Source organism: Herbaspirillum sp. ST 5-3, from assembly GCF_004804275.1.
Lineage (GTDB): Bacteria > Pseudomonadota > Gammaproteobacteria > Burkholderiales > Burkholderiaceae_D > Noviherbaspirillum.
Genome location: NZ_STGI01000008.1, coordinates 198,706 through 217,634, shown reverse-complemented (window position 1 = coordinate 217,634; position 18,929 = coordinate 198,706). Strand labels below are relative to the sequence as shown.

Annotated in this window: 14 protein-coding genes; 3 read left to right on the top strand and 11 right to left on the bottom strand. The window is 58.4% G+C overall.

What is annotated here, in order from left to right:
• Positions 1-72 precede the first annotated feature (72 nt).
• Positions 73-864 carry an IclR family transcriptional regulator gene (locus E6W33_RS16960; RefSeq protein ID WP_136418488.1) on the top strand — a complete coding sequence of 264 codons (792 nt, stop codon included), beginning with the start codon at positions 73-75 and terminating at the stop codon, positions 862-864.
• A gap of 75 nt (positions 865-939) precedes the next feature.
• Here the strand turns inward: E6W33_RS16960 and E6W33_RS16955 are convergent, their stop codons facing one another.
• From E6W33_RS16955 to E6W33_RS16915, 9 genes are all read right to left on the bottom strand, one after another.
• Complete coding sequence (locus tag E6W33_RS16955; RefSeq protein ID WP_168798671.1) at positions 940-1,791, bottom strand: CheR family methyltransferase; 852 nt, start codon at positions 1,789-1,791, stop codon at positions 940-942.
• Positions 1,776-8,045, bottom strand: a complete 6,270-nt coding sequence (locus tag E6W33_RS16950; protein ID WP_136418486.1) for a HAMP domain-containing protein — start codon at positions 8,043-8,045, stop codon at positions 1,776-1,778. Before E6W33_RS16950 ends, E6W33_RS16955 begins: the two co-directional genes overlap by 16 nt.
• Positions 8,046-8,081: 36 nt before the next feature.
• On the bottom strand, positions 8,082-9,152 hold the full coding sequence (locus tag E6W33_RS16945; RefSeq protein ID WP_136418485.1) for a diguanylate cyclase: 1,071 nt from the start codon (positions 9,150-9,152) through the stop codon (positions 8,082-8,084).
• A 289-nt stretch (positions 9,153-9,441) separates the two neighbouring features.
• Positions 9,442-10,770 carry a response regulator gene (locus tag E6W33_RS16940; protein ID WP_136418484.1) on the bottom strand — a complete coding sequence of 443 codons (1,329 nt, stop codon included), beginning with the start codon at positions 10,768-10,770 and terminating at the stop codon, positions 9,442-9,444.
• 310 nt (positions 10,771-11,080) lie between these two features.
• Complete coding sequence (gene pbpG, locus E6W33_RS16935) at positions 11,081-11,899, bottom strand: D-alanyl-D-alanine endopeptidase (protein WP_348983165.1); 819 nt, start codon at positions 11,897-11,899, stop codon at positions 11,081-11,083.
• Between the two features lie 518 nt (positions 11,900-12,417).
• Complete coding sequence (locus E6W33_RS16930) at positions 12,418-13,113, bottom strand: nitroreductase (protein ID WP_136418482.1); 696 nt, start codon at positions 13,111-13,113, stop codon at positions 12,418-12,420.
• Positions 13,110-13,550 (bottom strand): thioesterase family protein, encoded by a 441-nt coding sequence (locus tag E6W33_RS16925; protein WP_136418481.1) that lies wholly within the window; start codon positions 13,548-13,550, stop codon positions 13,110-13,112. Before E6W33_RS16925 ends, E6W33_RS16930 begins: the two co-directional genes overlap by 4 nt.
• Before the next feature lie 3 nt (positions 13,551-13,553).
• Positions 13,554-14,399 carry a DMT family transporter gene (locus tag E6W33_RS16920; RefSeq protein ID WP_247869676.1) on the bottom strand — a complete coding sequence of 282 codons (846 nt, stop codon included), beginning with the start codon at positions 14,397-14,399 and terminating at the stop codon, positions 13,554-13,556.
• Positions 14,400-14,458: 59 nt separating this feature from the next.
• A complete protein-coding gene (locus E6W33_RS16915) occupies positions 14,459-15,376 on the bottom strand; it encodes a histone deacetylase (RefSeq protein ID WP_136418479.1) in 918 nt (305 codons plus the stop codon).
• 266 nt (positions 15,377-15,642) lie between these two features.
• Between E6W33_RS16915 and E6W33_RS16910 the strand changes: the two genes are divergently transcribed.
• Entirely contained in the window at positions 15,643-16,209 is a 567-nt protein-coding gene (locus E6W33_RS16910) for a phasin family protein (RefSeq protein WP_136418478.1), read from the top strand.
• Between the two features lie 181 nt (positions 16,210-16,390).
• Here E6W33_RS16910 and E6W33_RS16905 read toward each other — a convergent pair whose 3' ends face one another.
• Both E6W33_RS16905 and E6W33_RS16900 read right to left on the bottom strand, forming a co-directional pair.
• Positions 16,391-17,188, bottom strand: a complete 798-nt coding sequence (locus tag E6W33_RS16905) for a molybdopterin-binding protein (protein ID WP_136418477.1) — start codon at positions 17,186-17,188, stop codon at positions 16,391-16,393.
• Positions 17,189-17,254: 66 nt separating this feature from the next.
• Positions 17,255-18,094: an EI24 domain-containing protein gene (locus tag E6W33_RS16900; RefSeq protein ID WP_136418476.1), complete on the bottom strand. Its 840-nt coding sequence runs from the start codon at positions 18,092-18,094 to the stop codon at positions 17,255-17,257.
• A gap of 330 nt (positions 18,095-18,424) precedes the next feature.
• Here E6W33_RS16900 and E6W33_RS16895 point away from each other — a divergent pair, with 330 nt between their 5' ends.
• Positions 18,425-18,781 carry an FKBP-type peptidyl-prolyl cis-trans isomerase gene (locus tag E6W33_RS16895; protein WP_136418475.1) on the top strand — a complete coding sequence of 119 codons (357 nt, stop codon included), beginning with the start codon at positions 18,425-18,427 and terminating at the stop codon, positions 18,779-18,781.
• Positions 18,782-18,929 lie beyond the last annotated feature (148 nt).

Here is an 18,929-nt window from a genome sequence, read left to right as displayed (position 1 = left end):
ATTTTTTGCACGACTTTTTCATTTTTTCACAATGTGGTATAAGATATCTTATTGCAACGCACCAAGCCCGATATGAAACCTGAACAACCATCCGAGAACAGTCAAATTTCGATCCAGGTGATCGAGCGCATGATTTCGCTTCTGGATGCGCTCGCGCAGTATCCGGATCCGGTCAGCCTGAAGGAACTCTCCAGCGTCACAGGGTTGCACCCCTCAACCGCCCATCGCATTTTGAATGACCTGGTGGTCAAACGCTTTGTCGATCGCGCCGAGGCCGGTTCATATCGCCTCGGCATGCGACTGCTGGAACTGGGAAACATCGTCAAGAGCCGCCTGAACGTGCGCGAAGCGGCGCTCGATTTCATGCGCGCCCTGCACCGCAAGACGCATCAGACGGTCAATCTGTCCGTTCGACAGGGCGACGAAATCGTGTACATCGACCGCGCCTTTTCGGAACGCTCGGGCATGCAGGTGGTTCGCGCGATCGGCGGCCGCGCTCCCCTGCACCTGACATCGACCGGCAAGCTGTTCCTGTCGATCGACGACCCCAAGCTGGTTCGCTCCTATGCGACGCGCACCGGCCTGGCCGGTCATAACAAGAACTCGATTACCGATCTTGCAAAACTGGAACGGGAATTGAGCCTCGTGCGTGCACGCGGTTTTGCGCGCGACAACGAGGAGCTGGAACTCGGCGTTCGCTGCATCGCAGCCGGCATCTATGACGACTCCGGCAAACTGATTGCCGGCCTGTCGATTTCCGCACCGGCCGATCGTCTGCAGGAAGAATGGGTGGAAGATCTGATCACCACTGCGAACCAGATTTCCGCCGTACTCGGTTACGTACCGGAAGGCGCGGCGGCCTGAAGCCCGCTTCGCGCTGTTGACAAGCCCACAAAGAACCGGGGGGAGCCAGCCTCGCCTCCGTATTTCATCGGTCAGTCAGACCACACGCCGATAAAGCCCCTGCTCCGGCGCGATCGCCTTGTAGCGCGACGTCAAGTGCGCGGCATCCAGCCCGCCATCCGCGTCGACACTCAGGATTCCGAACAGCGGCATGCTGTCGTAAAAGAGCTGTAGCGCGCGACCGCGCAACATGGTGCCAAAATCGGCCAGCGCCTGCCTGCAGATAATCAGCTGGAATTCATTGAACGACGCATTGGTGGCAAGACTATACTGCGCCCAGGTGATATTGCTGCGCAATGTGTCACTGAAGACGGCTTGCCCGTCTTCTTCACGACAGTAACCGCGCAAGTCCGACTTGCCGCCGCTCTTGCGATAGCTCTCCGCATATTCCTCCAGGCGGTTGATCGCGAACCGTCCGCTGCTCGCTTCCTGCACCAGCGATTCGTTTTCGGCCGTCGCAAATATCTGCGTCTTCTCCAGGAGATCTTCGTCGGCCAGAAGAACCGACAGCGCGCAGGCATCCTCGGCGGACAAGCATTCCGCGATCCATATTCTGGGTGAAGCGCACGAGCGGAGCAAAGGCACCAGCGCTGCCCGCAATGCATGCAGATAGCCCGGATCGTCGAGCAAGCCCGCAGAGCGCGCGCTCAGTTCGCGCAGCAAGCTGTCCGCCGCCCCCTCCTCATGCATCACGCGCTCCTGGAGCGCAGACACAGTCTGGACGCCAAGCCTTTGCATCAGGGCGTGCAATTTGCGTTGAAGGGCCGCGCGCCGGTAGCCTCGGAAGTCGTGCCCGAAGCGTCGGAAAACGCCTTCGAGCAAGAGGTCCGTCTCGAGATCCTCGATCGACTCCACGCGGGCCGCCAGGGCTTCTACTGATGCAGCCATACGCGCATCAGAGACAGCAGTTGCACCACGTCTACCGGCTTGGTGATGTAATCCGATGCGCCGGCAGCCAGGCATTTATCGCGGTCGCCCTTCATCGCTTTCGCGGTCAGGGTAATGATCGGCAGCGACTTGAACTTGGGGATGGAACGAATCACGCGCATCGTGTCGTATCCGTCCATTTCCGGCATCATGATGTCCATCAGGACGATTTCAATGCTCGGATCCTTTTCCAGCACTTCGATGCCATCCTTGCCGTTCTCGGCGAACAGCACTTTCATCTGCTGACGCTCCAGCACCGAACTCAGCGCGAAAATATTGCGCAAGTCGTCATCCACGATCAGCACCGTGCGCCCGGCCAAACCGCCATCGGCCACCTGGATGTCTTCCAGCATGCGGCGTTGCAGCTCCGGCAGGCTGGTCGGCGAACGATGCAGGAACAGGGCCGTTTCATCCAGCAAGCGCTCGGGAGAACGCGCATCCTTGACCACAATCGTCTTGGCGATGCGCTTCAGGCGCGTGACCTCCTTGCGCGTCAGATCCTTGGCGGTGTAGACGACGACCGGCAGGTCGCGCAAGGCGGCATCGTCACCGATCTTGTCGAGCAGTTCAAAGCCGTTGATGTCCGGCAGCGTGAGATCCAGCACCATGCAGTCGAAGTGCGTGGAATGCAATGCGTCGAGCGCTTCCTTGCCGCTTCCGACGGCAACGATGTGCACGTCGTTGCTGCCGATCAGATCGACGATGGCGCCCTGCTGCAGCACATCGTCCTCCACCACCAGCAGGCTCGACTTCCCGCGCATCAGGAATTGCTGAATGCGCGTGAATTCTTCCTGCAGTCTGTCGAGGCTCACCGGCTTGTGCAGATACGAGATCGCTCCCTGTCGCAATACGCGCTCACGCTCCTTCAGGTTGGTCAATACATGCACCGGGATATGGCGTGTCGATGGATCGCGCTTGAGACGCTCAAGCACCGTAAAGCCGTCAATGTCCGGCAAATCGATATCGAGCAAGATTGCCGCCGGCAGGTAATCGCGTGCAAGCGTGAGTGCGGAATCCCCTTGATGGGTAACGATGCCCTTGAAATTCTTCTCGCGCGCGTGGTCGAGCAATATGCCGGCAAAGCGCGTGTCGTCCTCCACGATCAGCACCGACGGATCGCCCGGCGCAATGAGAGCCCGGTCGTCCGGCGAAGCTTCGTATGGCAGGCGCGGCGGATCGATATTCACCGCGGAAACATCCAACTCGTCGACGTCCGACACATCTGCCGCTTGCGTCATGCGCGATACGCCGGATACGCGCGAAGGCGACGTGGACTGGTCATAATTGACGAAGCCGGCGCGGTTATGCGGGAGGAACAGCGTAAAGGTACTGCCCACCCCGATCATGCTCTCCACCCGGATCTCGCCGCCCAGCAAGCGCGCCAGCTCGCGGCTGATGGAAAGGCCGAGGCCGGTGCCACCGTACTTGCGCGCGGTACTGCCGTCGGCTTGCTGGAAGGCTTCGAAAATCAGCTGCAGCTTGTCGGCCGCGATGCCGACGCCGGTATCGGCCACCGAGAAGGCAAGCACGGCATCGGCCTGATTGAGATACGGGTGATCCGCCGACCAACCGCCGTTGGCCATGCCGATGCGCAGCGATACCTCGCCGTGGCTGGTGAACTTGAACGCGTTCGACAGCAGGTTTTTCAGGATCTGTTGCAGACGCGTGGTATCGGTCATCATCGCCGTCGGCAAATTGTCGGCCAGCTCGACCGAGAAGTTCAACTGCTTGGCCTCGGCCATGTGACGGAAGGTGCGCTCCACGTAAGCGCTCAGCGTGCGGAAGCGGTATTCGCTGACTTCCAGCGTCACCGTGCCCGACTCGATCTTCGACAAGTCGAGGATGTCGTTGATCAGAGTCAGCAGGTCGCTACCCGAACCGTAAATCGTCTTGGCAAACTCGACCTGGCGTTCGGTCAGGTTGCCTTCCGGGTTGTCGGAAAGCTGCTGCGCCAGGATCAGCAGGCTGTTGAGCGGCGTGCGCAATTCATGCGACATGTTGGCGAGGAACTCGGACTTGTACTTCGACGACAAGGCGAGCTGCGTGGCCTTTTCCTCCAGCGCCAGCTTGGCCTGTTCCACTTCGCGGTTCTTGCGTTCCACCTCGATGTTCTGCTCGGACAGCAAGCGCGCTTTTTCCGCCAGCTCCAGGTTGGTCTGTTGCAGCTCCTGCGCCAGCGACTGGGACTGCATCAGCAGGCTTTCAGTGCGACTGTTGGCTTCGATCGTGTTCAGCACGACGCCGATGGTTTCCATCAACTGATCGAGGAAAGACAAATGCGTTTCGGTAAAGCGGTCGAGCGATGCGATTTCAATGACCGCTTTCACCTGCTGTTCGAACAGGATGGGCAGCACCACGATATTGTTCGGCGGCGCGGCGCCAAGGCCGGACGATACCTGGATGTAGTCGCGCGGAACGTTGGTCAGCCAGATACGCTGCTTTTCCAGCGCACACTGTCCCACCAGTCCCTCGCCCCGCCGGAATGAAGTCGGCAACCTGCGGCTGGAACGGTAGCCGTAGCTGGCGATCATGCGCAAGCGCTCATCGTGGTCCTGCGAGTCCATCATGTAGAACACGCCATGATGCGCGGAGACCAAGGGCGCGAGCTCGGAAAGAATCAGCGTCGTCACCGCCGTCAGGTCGCGCTGCCCCTGCAGCAGACGGGTAAAGCGCGCCAGGTTGGTCTTCAACCAGTCCTGCTGCGCGTTCTTCTGCGTGGTTTCCTTCAGGTTGCGGATCATCTCATTGATGTTGTCCTTCAGGTCCGCCACTTCGCCGCGCGCCTCCACCTGGATGGAACGCGACAAGTCACCGCGTGTCACCGCCGTCGCCACTTCCGCGATGGCACGCACCTGCGTGGTGAGAGTCGCCGCCATCCGGTTCAGGTTTTCGGTGAGGTCCTTCCAGGTACCGGCGGCGCCCGGCACCGATGCCTGGCCGCCGAGTTTGCCTTCCACGCCCACTTCGCGCGCCACCGTGGTCGCCTGGTCGGCGAACACGGCCAGCGTGTCGGTCATTTCATTGATGGTGTTGGCCAGTGCCGCAATCTCGCCGCGGGCCGCCACGGTCAGTTTCTTCTTCAGATCGCCGTTCGCCACCGCCGTCACCACGCCGGCGATACCGCGCACCTGCGCGGTCAGGTTCGCCGCCATGAAGTTCACGTTGTCGGTCAGGTCCTTCCAGGTGCCGGCTGCACCCTCCACCTGCGCCTGTCCGCCCAGCTTGCCCTCGGTGCCCACTTCGCGCGCCACGCGTGTCACTTCCGACGCGAACGACGAGAGCTGGTCCACCATCACGTTGATGGTGTCTTTCAGCTCGAGAATTTCGCCCTTCACGTCCACGGTGATCTTTTTCGACAAATCACCGCGCGCCACCGCTGTGGTCACTTCCGCGATGTTACGCACCTGACCCGTCAGGTTCGAGGCCATGAAGTTCACGTTATCTGTCAGGTCTTTCCACGTACCCGACGCGCCAGGCACATTCGCCTGGCCGCCGAGACGGCCTTCGGTGCCCACTTCGCGCGCCACGCGCGTCACTTCCGACGCGAATGATCGCAACTGATCCACCATGGTGTTGATCGTGTCCTTCAACTGCAGAATCTCGCCGCGCACGTCCACCGTGATCTTCTTCGACAAGTCGCCATTCGCTACCGCCGTCGTCACATCCGCGATGTTGCGTACCTGCGATGTCAGGTTGCCCGCCATCGAGTTCACCGAGTCGGTCAGGTCCTTCCAGGTGCCGGCCACACCCGGCACGTTCGCCTGTCCACCCAGCTTGCCCTCGGTGCCCACTTCGCGCGCCACGCGTGTCACTTCCGACGCGAACGACGACAACTGGTCCACCATCACGTTGATGGTATTTTTCAGCTCGAGAATTTCCCCCTTCACGTCCACGGTGATCTTCTTCGACAGATCGCCGCGCGCCACCGCCGTCGTCACTTCCGCGATGTTACGCACCTGGCCTGTCAGGTTCGAGGCCATGAAGTTCACGTTGTCTGTCAGATCCTTCCACGTGCCGCCCACACCCTTCACCTGCGCCTGTCCGCCCAGCTTGCCCTCGGTGCCCACTTCGCGCGCAACGCGCGTCACTTCCGAAGCAAAGGAGTTCAACTGGTCCACCATCACGTTGATGGTGTTTTTCAGCTCAAAGATTTCGCCGCGCACGTCCACGGTGATCTTCTTCGACAAGTCGCCATTCGCCACCGCGGTTGTCACGTCCGCGATGTTACGCACTTGCGATGTCAGGTTGCCCGCCATCGAGTTCACCGAGTCGGTCAGATCCTTCCAGGTGCCGGCCACGCCCGGCACGTTCGCCTGTCCGCCCAGCTTGCCCTCGGTACCCACTTCGCGCGCCACACGCGTCACTTCAGATGCAAAGGAGTTCAGCTGGTCCACCATCACGTTGATGGTGTTTTTCAGTTCGAGAATTTCACCCTTTGCGTCGGCGGTAATCTTTTTCGACAAGTCGCCGTTCGCCACTGCGGTCGTCACGTCCGCGATGTTACGTACCTGCGATGTCAGGTTGCCCGCCATCGAGTTTACCGAGTCGGTCAGATCCTTCCAGGTGCCTGCCACGCCCGGCACGTTCGCCTGTCCACCCAGCTTGCCCTCGGTGCCCACTTCGCGCGCCACGCGCGTCACTTCCGAAGCGAACGACGACAACTGGTCCACCATCACGTTGATGGTGTCTTTCAGCTCGAGAATTTCGCCCTTCACGTCCACGGTGATCTTCTTCGACAGATCGCCGCGCGCCACTGCAGTCGTCACTTCCGCGATGTTCCGCACCTGGCCTGTCAGGTTCGAGGCCATGAAGTTCACGTTGTCTGTCAGATCCTTCCACGTACCGCCCACACCCTTCACCTGCGCCTGTCCACCCAGCTTGCCCTCGGTGCCCACTTCGCGCGCCACGCGCGTTACTTCCGACGCGAAGGAGGAAAGCTGGTCCACCATGGTATTGATGGTGTTTTTCAACTCGAGAATTTCGCCCTTCACGTCCACCGTGATCTTCTTCGACAAGTCGCCGGTTGCCACTGCCGTCGTCACGTCTGCGATATTGCGCACCTGCGATGTCAGGTTACCCGCCATCGAATTCACCGAGTCGGTCAGGTCTTTCCACGTACCCGCCACGCCTTTCACCTGCGCCTGCCCGCCCAGCTTGCCCTCGGTACCCACTTCGCGCGCCACGCGTGTCACTTCCGATGCAAACGAGGAAAGCTGGTCCACCATCACGTTGATTGTGTCCTTGAGCTGCAGGATTTCGCCTTTTGCATCCGCGGTAATCTTCTTTGACAAATCGCCATTGGCCACCGCCGTCGTCACTTCCGCGATGTTACGCACCTGACCCGTCAGGTTCGAGGCCATGAAGTTCACGTTATCGGTCAAGTCCTTCCATGTGCCGCCCACGCCGGGAACATAGGCCTGGCCGCCCAGCTTGCCTTCCGTACCCACTTCGCGCGCCACGCGCGTCACTTCCGATGCGAACGATCGCAACTGGTCCACCATGGTGTTGATCGTGTCCTTCAGCTGCAGAATTTCGCCGCGCACGTCCACCGTAATCTTCTTCGACAAGTCGCCATTCGCTACCGCCGTCGTCACATCCGCGATGTTGCGCACCTGCGATGTCAGGTTGCCCGCCATCGAGTTCACCGAGTCGGTCAGGTCTTTCCACGTACCCGCCACGCCCGGCACGTTCGCCTGTCCGCCCAGCTTGCCCTCGGTACCCACTTCGCGCGCCACGCGTGTCACTTCCGATGCAAACGACGACAACTGGTCCACCATCGTATTGGCGGTCGCGGCCGCGCGCAGGAACTGCCCCTTGAGCGGGCGTCCGTCCACATCCAGCGCCATGGTCTGTGACAGGTCGCCCTTCGCGACAGCACCGATCACGCGCGCCATTTCGGTTGTCGGCCGCACCAGGTCATCGATCAACGTGTTGACGGACTTGACGATGGTCGACCAGCCGCCTGCCACGCTAGGAACAGCCGCCCGTTGCGTCAGCCGCCCCTCACGCCCCACGACACGACTGACCTCGGTGATTTCCTCGGTCAACTGCTCGTTGGTTTCCATGATGTCGTTCAGCGTATCGGCGATCTTGCCCGCGAGTCCTGTCCAATCGGAGGGCAGGCGAACGGTAAAATCGCCTTTCTTCAGCGCTGTCAGTACGCCAAGCAACAGCTTTGCGTCCACTTCATCGTGCAGGCTCATTGTCAAATCCATGTGTTCGTCTCCATTTTTTGATTCTGGCACAATCTTTTAGTCGTGTTCAGGCAGGCTGCGGGCATTGAGTTCATCGCGAAAAAAGCGAATGCTGCCGCGCTGCTTCTTCTTTGCCTTGTACATCGCTATGTCTGCGTTCTTCAGCAATGCCTGGGCATTGTCTCCATCCCGCGGATAGAGACCGATGCCGATACTGGTCGAAACCGATATCCTGTGTTCTCCGATCTCCCGTATCTCGGTAATCTCCTGCGCAATTTTCTGCGCAACAAGGCCGGCGTGAGAAGCGTCTGGCAAGCTTTCCAGCAACACCACGAACTCGTCGCCACCGAGGCGTGCCACCATGTCGGATTCGCGCAGGCAGGACGTAATGGAGATGGCAGCCCGAATCAGCAATTCGTCTCCCGCTTCGTGGCCAAGCGTATCGTTGATTTCCTTGAACTTGTCGAGATCGAGAAACAGCAATGCCAGGCATTCGCCATGACGCGCAGCGTGCGCAATCGCATGCGTCAAGCGCTCGATCAGCGAGCGCCGGTTCGGAAGTCGCGTCAGGGCGTCGCGGGTCGCGAGTTCATGCGCGCGCTGTTCCGCCCGCCTGCGTTCGATGACTTCGGCTTCCAGCGCGGCGTTGATGCGTTTGAGTTCCCTCACCTGTTGCACGCGCAGATCCCGATTCAGCATTTCAAGCGCCTGCGTCTTGAACTGCAATTCCAGCCGGGTCTTCGCCATTTCGACAAACACCGACACCTTGGTTTGCAGTACCTGCGGAATGACCGGGGCCAGTAGATAATCGACCGCGCCGCTCTGGTAGGCCCTCAGGCGGTGATATTCATCGCCCGAGTAGGCCGTCGTAAAAATGATGGGGACCGATGCCGAGCGCGGGTGCGAATGAATCGCTTCCGCTGTTTCAAAACCGTCCATGCCCGGCATCTTCACGTCCAGCAGGATGACTGCAAATTCATGCTGCAACACCTCGCGCAGCGCTTCCTCGCCCGAATGAACGCACACTGTCTGGTAGCCGTCCCGATTCGCGGCGTCCGTGAGCAAGGACTGCAGCGCCAACAAGGTGGCAGGATCGTCATTGACGACAAGGACTTTTGGCGTAAGCACGTCGCGCACTCGGGATGATTAAACGAAATTGCGGCGAAGAATGTGCCGCAATCAGATGCGGGTTTCGAAAGTTCCCCGAGAGAAACAGGGAAAATATTGTGTTCCGAAACATCAGAGGTAAGCAATCGCTAAAATCCGCATTCTCAAGGGGATGTGAATCACTGTTGAGAAATATCAAACCAACGGCCTTGGCGCGTTGGAAACGCGATGAGGATTTAGCAACTCCTGTGCGAACAGCGAACGCGCCATGCGTAGTGTGCTGAATGAAGTCCTGTCGCCGTGCAGTCGCTCAGGTCAGCTCATTTAGCTTGGCCGGAAACTCTTTTTCTTTCCTGCGCCTGGACGTAGCCGGTGCTTTGATCGACGCTGCGATATGTTTCACACCGTCCGAAGCTCGCCTTTCCATGAACGGATACTCGTCCTCGGCAAAACCGCCATCCAGTCCGGCTCCCGGCGCATCGCCTCCAAGCGGAATCGAAATCTTGATGGATGTGCCTCTGTCCTGCGCGGTGTCGAGCACAAATTCGCCGCCCAGCGCGCTGACACGCTCCTTGATGCCAACCAGTCCGAAGGAGTTGGCCTTTCTCCGGCATCCAGGGAAGATGCCGACCCCGTTATCAGCGACGGTCATGATCAGACGGTTATCCTGCGTATGAAGCTCGATGGTGGCCTTGCTTGCCCTGGCATGGCGGAACACGTTATTCAGGGATTCCTGCAAGATGCGGAACAGCGCGGTCGCACGATTGTCATCGACCATCAATTCTTTTTCCGACATCACCAGTTCGCAGCTAATGCCGGTGCGCCGCTGGAATTCCTTCACCTGCCACTCGATTGCCGCGCTCAAGCCGAGATCGAGCACCGTAGGCCGCAGGTTGTTGATGATCGCGCGCATGGCTTTCATGGTGGCGTCGATATGATCGAGCACTGCATGCACCTTCTGGTTGAGCTTGGGGTGAGTCGAACCGGTGCGCGCATGCAGCATGGCGATGTCGATACGCAGTGCAAGCAGGTTCTGCCCCAGTTCATCGTGAATCTCGCGTGCAATGCGCTTGCGCTCATCTTCCTTGATGCGTTCCTGATAGCTGGCAAGCTGGCGCAATTCTTCCTGCGATTGACGCAATGCTTCTTCGGCTTGCTTGCGCTCATTGATATGCAAGAGATCCTGCTTGCGCTGTTCCTGCAGCGTCGCATTCAAGCGTTCGAGCTCCAGCGTCTGTCGTTTCAATTGCAGGTTCTTCTTCGCAAGATCGACAAAAACCGCCACCTTGGTTTGCAGTATCTGCGGAATGATCGGCGTGAACAGATAATCGACCGCCCCGCGCTGATAGCCCTTGAGACGGTGCATTTCGTCAGCAAAATGTGCCGTGACGAAAATGATTGGAACGGATGCCGAACGCGGATGGGAGTGGATTGCTTCAGCGGTTTCAAAGCCATCCATTCCCGGCATGCTGACGTCGAGCAGAATAACTGCGAAGTCGTATCTGAGCACCCAACGCAATGCCTCTTCGCCGGAACGTGCGGTAATGACCTCAAAGTCGCCGCGACCTGATAAAAGGCTCTCCAGCGCGAGAAGATTGGCCGGGTCATCGTTAACAAGCAGAACTCTTGGCGTAAACATGGGCGGGATTACTCTTTGAAGAACGCAAGCCCCTGTCTTGTCGGCAATCAGCTACGTCAAGCTGCACACCGTCCCCGAGGCCGTCATTCCAGGACTGTTAATACGAGCCGTTCATCTATTTCCGCGCGCTCGCGCCAACTTTCATGTCGCTTCGGCATGCTGATTTGCAAACATGCCGTGGATCAGTTCAAACCCCAATGTAGCATAGAACAATAAAAACGGCTGCGCCAAGGAGCGCAGCCGGGAAATATGCAATGTCGATTGCCGGCAGGACAGAAACTACCTGTCATCTTTCATGCGAAACCGCTCGTCAGCCTTGATGCGCTGCTGCCGGTGTCAATGCTTGCGGCTTCGAGATTTCCAGCCACCTGCGTACGCGACCTGCGTCGGCAAGACGCGAGTCCTTGCCCTTCGAATCGAGGAACACCATGACCACGCGGCGGCCATTGACCGTCGTCTGCATAAGCAGGCAACGCCCTGCTTCCGCAATATAGCCGGTCTTTTGCAAGCCGATCTCCCAGCCCGGATTCATGACCAGGCGATTCGAATTGATATATTGCAGTTGGCGATGTCCGCCGGTATCGACCACATAACGCGTATCGGTTGAATACTCGCGAATGATCGGATGCTGATAGGCTGCAACAACCAGCCTGGACAGATCACGCGCGCTGGACACGTTCTGGCTGGACAAACCGGTCGAATCCACATAACGCGTGTCGTTCATGCCCAAGGCTTTTGCTTTCGCATTCATCGCGGCAACAAAAGCCGGCAGGCCGCCCGGATAGTTTCGTCCAAGGGCCGACGCCGCACGATTTTCAGAACTCATGAGTGCGATATGCAGCATGTTCGAGCGCGTCATCTTTGAGCCGACTCGCAGGCGCGAAGTGCTGTTCCTTTCACGGTCGATGTCGTCCGAAGTCACTTCCAGCACTTCATCCATGTTCTGATGCGCTTCCACCACGATCGTCGCGGTCATGAGTTTCGTCAGCGATGCGATCGGAAGTGCAACTGCGGAATTCTTGTCGAACAAGACTTGTGAGGTAGCCTGGTCAATAACGACCGCTGCATTGGATCTGAGCGCAAGCGGATCGTGCGTCAGATTCAGTCCGGCCAGGTCGCCTGCTGTCATCACCGGCGGTGCGGCATGAACTTCAGGCGCCGGAGAGAAGGCAACGTGCTGGTATCCGGATTTGTGATTGCCGTGGGCCGTTTTGGCTGCTTTCGAACTCCCGGAGGATGTCCTGGCGCTTGCGTGGTGCGCGTGCCCGGCTTTGTACCTTGCGTGCGACTTTTTGACGGAGTGCTTCTTTGATGATGTCTTGGTGGCGGAACTGGTCGCCGCCTGCGCTGCAGGGGCAGCAACAAGCAACGCAACGACAGAAACGGCTATCCCTAGCGCGGACTTGATCATCAGCACTCCTCCCATATTCTTGCAAAACGATTATATCTTGCAGTCTAGCAAAATAATGAAATTCAGCAAGTGAATTAGAGAGTTAGCGCTGGAAATTAAACAATTTTCTTATCGCCGTTTGAGGACACGCAAAGCCGTTTCCGGGCTTCGGGCAATGACACCTCAAAACTCATGATTAATTGATAACAATCGTCGAGTCGTCCGCAGTCCGGCCGCCGTCGCGCCTTCAAGAAAAACTAGTCCATGAATTTCGCAAATCCCGAAACAGGCACGCGTTCCGTCACCAGGGTGTTTTCGATCTTGCTGTTGTCCGCAAACCCGAGAGACATACCGCACACCACCATTTCATTTGCTGGCATTTGCAGTACGTCGCGAATGATCCGATGGAACTGCGCGAACGCTGCTTGGGGACAGGTGTCCAGGCCGCGTGCGCGCGCGGCGAGCATGACGTTTTGCAGAAACATCCCGTAATCCAGCCACGAACCCTGCTCCATGATGCGATCGATGGCAAAGATGATGCCCACTGGTGCATCGAAAAACCGGTAATTGCGGCCTAGCTGTGCATGCATGCCGGCCTTGTTTTCACGCGTAATCCCGAGCAGCGAATAGAGATCCCAGCCCACCTTTCGGCGACGCTCGAGAAAAGGCGATGTCCATCGGTTCGGATAGTAGTTGTACTCCTCCGTGTGCTGCCGGCTGATCTCGGGGTCGTTATACGCGCGCAGTATTTCCAAAGACAGCTTTTCCTTGCTGGCGCCGGTCAACACATACGCCTTCCACGGTTGGGTATTGGTGCCGGAAGGTGCGCGGGCGGCGATTTCCAGAATGGCCTCGACATCTTCACGCGCTACCGGCGTGGGCAGAAAGGCGCGAAGCGAACGGCGCGAAGCGATGACAGCATCCACAACTTTCTGCTCGGGCGTCTCGATCATGGCTGCGACACTTCGATCGTTTGCAACAGACTCCGCATGTCGTCCGGAATCGCACTCGGCTTGCGCGAGTCACGGTCAACGTAGACATGGACGAAATGACCTTGCGCGGAAGCGCTCTCTTCGCCTTCGCGAAAAATGCCAACCTCGTAACGCACGCTCGACTTGCCCAGTTTCGTGACGCGCAATCCTGCGGTCACGCGTTCAGGAAACGCCACTGATGCGAAGTAATTGCATTGTGTTTCAATGACCAGTCCGATCACCGGGCTGCGTTCAATGTCGAGCACATTGTTAACAATCAAGAACTGGTTCACGACTGTATCGAACCAGCTGTAATACACCACGTTATTGACATGCCCGTACGCGTCGTTGTCCATCCAGCGCGTCGTAATCGCATGAAAATATTTAAAGTCGCTTCGACTCTTTGCCTGCGGTCGCATAAATCACTTTCTCACTACCAAAGCCACACCGATAACGGCCAGCGCCATGCCCAACATGCCGACAACGCTGAATGCCTCCCCAAACATGACCCACGCCATCACTGCCGTAGTGGGTGGAGTCAAGTACAACAAGCTTGTCACCTGTGTCGCGGCGCTCTTGCGAATCAGCGCAAACAGCAGAAAGATCGCACCGATCGACAACGCGAGAACCGCCCACAGCAAGGCCCCGATGAAACGCGGCGTCCACTGCACCGTCTCCAGGGCCGGCGTCAAGTGTTCGAATGCGATCGCAAAAGGCAGCACGACGACAATCGACGCCGCAAACTGGATGATGGTGCCGGTACGCAGATCGAAGCTCGCGCAATAGCGCTTCTGATACAGCGTGCCGATGGTGATCGACAGCAGGGCGAACACACATAGCGCAATGCTCTGCCATGACAGGCCCACCAGCGAAATCTTGTTGGCGACAACCAGCCCGACACCGCACAGACCAAAAATCAGCCCAATCCATTGACGCCGCCGCACGGACTCACCGATAAACGGCGCCGCAAACGCCGTCAGAATCGGTTGCAAGCCGACGATCAAGGCAGACAAGCCGGCGGGCATGCCGAGCTTGATTGCGCACCACACCCCCGCCAGGTAACCCGCCTGCACCAGTACGCCAGCGATTGCGATGCGCCAGATGCGCCCGAACGGCCACGGGGCGCGCATCACCAATACGATGGGTAACAGCACCACGAGCACGCCGGCGAAACGCAGCAACAAAAACGTCAGCGGCGGCGCATAGGGCAGCCCGAATTTCGCGACGGTGAAGCCCGTACTCCAGATGAGCACGAAGAGAAAAGGCATTGCCGTGGTCCATCGGGCCGGAACGCTTTGCTGAATGCGGGAAGATGAGGATACGGTCGTCATTGAGTTGCAATCGCAGGCTTGCGAAAGGAGTAGTGAGAAGCGATGGCAATAGTCTGCACGTGTACCGCGACAGTATCTTGGATGTTCTTGCCATAGCCGCCGGCCATGGCAAGCGCGACTGGGATGTCTCGTTCGCGCGCGCGATCGAGCACCATGTGGTCGCGCGCGGCCAAGCCGTCGAGCGTGAGCTTGAGCCGGCCCAGGCGATCGCCTTCGTGCGGATCCGCGCCGGCAAGATAGATCAGGAGTTCCGGTGAAAAGCGCGCAAACATCCCGTCGAGCGCGGCGTGCAGCGCACTCAGATAATCCGCATCGCCCACTCCGTCGGCCAGCGCAACGTCCAGATCGCTGCGCTCCTTCTTGAACGGGTAGTTGTTTTCCGCGTGCAGCGACAAGGTGAATATCGAATCGTCCTGTGCCAGGATCGCAGCCGTGCCATTTCCCTGATGGACATCCAGATCGACAATCGCGACTTTCCGGACGCGTCGTTCGGCCTGCATCAGGCGCGCGGCAATCGCCGCATCATTGAATACGCAAAATCCCTCGCCGTGATCGGAATACGCATGATGCGTCCCGCCCGCGAGGTTGGCCGCCACCCCGCACTCCAGCGCTGCACGGCACGCTGCAATGGTGGCGCCGGCGGAGCGGCGTGAGCGCTCGACCATCTGCGAGGACCAGGGAAAACCGATCGCTTTCTGCTCCGGCGGAGTGAGTTCGCCGCGCGACACGCGCTCTATGTAGGACGGATGATGCGCAAGCGCCAGCACGCCGTCGCTCGTAAATGGTGCCTCATGAAACGCAATTTGAGGGACGGTGGCAAGCACGGCTTCACGCACCATGCTGTATTTCTGCATCGGGAAGCGATGGCCCTCGGGAAGCGGCAAGACAAAATGATCGCTATAGAAGGCTTGCACGAGTTGACGTGTACGTAAAGTGGAGGAGCGAGTTTAGCATGCACCAAATTTCCCGACCGAGAAGCCTGGCGTTGCAAAACCGCCAAGAAAAAGTTGCCTCATTCCAATTTCTTGATCTGGATGCCATCTTTTTTGTGCTACGCAACAATATTTGTTGACACGACACGATTTGACCGTAAAATATGCATTGTTGCGTCGCACAAAATACCTTGTGATGCCTATCGCAGAATTATCTGGCCAATAACCTTTTCCCGAAGGAGATCAACATGTTCACGATTCCCGAGCAATTTTCCGCCGCATCGAAAGCCAACCTCGAAGCCCAGCTGGCGCTCCTCACCAACTTGACCAACAAGACGTTTGAGGGTGTCGAGAAAATGCTTGATCTGAATCTGAACGTCGCCCGCGCATCACTGGAAGAATCCAGTGCTGCAGCGAAGCAATTCCTCTCGGCCAAGGATCCGCAAGAGTGGATCGCGGTCGCTGCTGCACAAGCACAACCGAACGCGGAAAAAGCGCTTTCCTACGGCCGTCATCTGGCCACCATCGCTTCCGGCGTACAGGCCGAGTTCAACAAGGCCACCGAAGCGCAAATCGCCGAAACCAGCCGCAAAATGCTTGAACTGGTTGAGGAAGTGACCAAGAACGCCCCGGCCGGCACGGAGAACGCAGTTTCCCTGTTGAAGTCCGCCATCGGCAATGCCAACGCCGGCTACGAGCAGCTGAGCAAGTCCACGAAACAAGCCGTGGAAGTACTGGAATCCAACCTGAACAACGCCGTCGGCCAGTTTGCGCAAGCGGCTCCGAAGGCAGCTTCCCGCGCCAGCAAGAAGTAATTCCCGATTCCCGGCGTCATTGATCGATGCCGGGAATCTGCAGTTTTAGCAGCGATCTCCTCGGTACCTCACGCACCTCCTCCAATCTGGTACCGCTTCGAATGCCTCGGTTTTCCGAGGCATTTTTTTATCCGAACCGGTCGTTCGTCATCGCGGCCGACGCCAGCCGCGAGCGTGCTGCTCAGATGCGCTGATATTCGGCCTTGAATGCATCCAGGCCATTCAACATCTTTTCAAATGCGGCATTGACTTGTAACGGCTCGCCCTTCACGCCGAGCTCAATATGTCTGCGGACGGTGGCGCTGCCCACGCTCGGCAGGCTGAACACTTTGACCTGCGGGAATTCCGCCTCGATGGTTTCCATCAAGGGCGTCAAGGTTGATTCCGCAATTTCGTAAACGAGTACCGCCTTCTCCAGCCGCGGCACACGCTGGAACAGATGCGGGTACTGCGTTTCGAGAACCCACTCGATCATCGGCCAGGCCATTTCCGGAAATCCTGGAACGAAATAGTGTGCGCCGCCGCCATGACGTACGGAGAATCCCGGAATCTTGTTGTATGGATTGGGAATGATTTCGGCGCCTTGCGGGAACTCTCCCATCTTCAGACGATGCGCCATGTCCGGCTTGCTGAAATCAGGCTCCTTGCCCGCTTCACGCGCCATGTCCGCAATGCGTTCCTGAATTCTCGCCTTTGCTTCCGGATGCAGCACCAGCGGAACGCCCAGCGCCGCTGCCGCGCATTGGCGCGTATGGTCGTCCGGCGTGGCTCCAATGCCACCGCAGGAAAACACGATGTCGTTGCTTGAAAAGGTACGCTGAAGGACCGAGGTGATCCGTTCCCGATCGTCGCCGACATATTCCGCCCACGATAATTGCAGGCCGCGCGCATTCAGCAGTTCGACCACTTTGGGAAAATGTTTGTCGGTCCTTTTGCCGGACAGGATTTCGTCGCCGATGATGATGAGCCCGATAGCCATAGGAATGAATGCGATTGACAAAATCGCATTATGCCTCAGGCGACGCATTCCTTCCGCGCTACTACCTCAATTGATGTCCTTGATCGGCTGCGAAGCGTCGACGCGCGTCGCTTTCAGAGCGCGGTACTGCGCGAGTGCTTCGAGACAGTAGTACTGGAACCACAAGCCGGTAAACACGAACACCAGTACATACAACCAGATGGCGCCGGCGGCCAGCACGGGGAAGAAGATGACTGACAGCGCACCACCCAGCCACAGCAAGGTCGGCGCCGCGCCCATCGCGCCGGTGATTGCGCCGATCACGAACAAGGGCCATCGATGGATGTACAGGAGGTCCTTGCATTCCTGCGCGCTCGCGTGCTCGGCGAGTGCGTCGTAGGCCATCACGCGATAGGTCAGCCATCCCCAGAGCGCAGGCTGCACCACGAAGGTCAGTGGTGGAAACATCGACAGCGGCAAAGTGATCAGCCATAACACGGCAAACACAATGAATGATGAGATCGCAATCCAGACGCTGCCCCATACGCTGCCACCCCTGCGGCGCTCCAGATCCGGATAATGCCGGTTCCCCACATGCCGGACGATCATCGGCATCGCCATCGTTCCGACGAAAATCAGTGCTGTCAGGATCATCAGCGGCAGCAGCACCCACATCGCAATCAGCGGAACCAGAACGGTCTTGATGGCCCCCAGCCCGAACCAGCCAAGCACGTCGCCCGCGACACTGAAGCCGCCATGATCGGCGAAGTATGCGTGCAGCCAATCGATCATGGGCTGCAACCCGAGCCACAGCAACACGCCCCACAGTACGACGGACAACACAAATGGCAGCACCGTCAGCAACAGCATGCGGAAATGCAGTTGGGACAATACTGCTCGCCCGAAGGCAATCAATACAGGACGCATCAGGAAACCTTTCTCTTTGCGAAGTTCAACATGCGCGGCAGGTCAGTTCAACCCAAGAATCGGACGCTGCTCATTCATCGCCCATTCGTCACGCATGATTGCGCCGGCGTGGATGATCCGCTTCGAGGCAGCCTTCGTCAAGCGAGTACCCGAGCCCGGCGCTGGCATCGCGTCTCGGAATCCCATGCAGCCCATGCTGTCAAAGCGCTGCGGCGGAGGCTCGTGACAATGGAATTCGGCAACACTTGCCTACGCCTGCTTGTTATGGCGTTGGCACGCATCCTACCTGCTAGAATTTCTATCTTTTCAACGAAACAACAAAGGAAAACCATGTCCACCATCATGACCGCCTCCGGCCTGCAATATGAAGACACCACGATCGGCTCCGGCGACGAAGCCAAGGCGGGCCAGCACGTCACCGTGCATTACACCGGATGGTTGCAAAATCCCGACGGCAGCGCAGGCCGCAAGTTCGACTCGAGCAAGGATCGCAACGATCCCTTCGATTTTCCGCTCGGCGCCGGCCATGTGATCAAGGGTTGGGACGAAGGCGTTCAGGGCATGAAAGTCGGCGGCGTGCGCAAGCTGATCATCCCCTCCTCGCTCGGTTATGGCGCGCGCGGCGCCGGCGGCGTGATTCCGCCAAATGCAACATTGATTTTCGAAGTGGAACTTTTGGGCGTGTAATGACTCTTTCTCGAGAGCATTAAATGTCCTGAAGCCGGTGGAATGAAGGCTGGCCTCATCTGAATTGCCTGGCTGGCTATGCGGTAGCTACCAGCGACGTGACAAACAGCTTTCACCACATAGCGGTCGCAGCGCGATCGCTCACCGG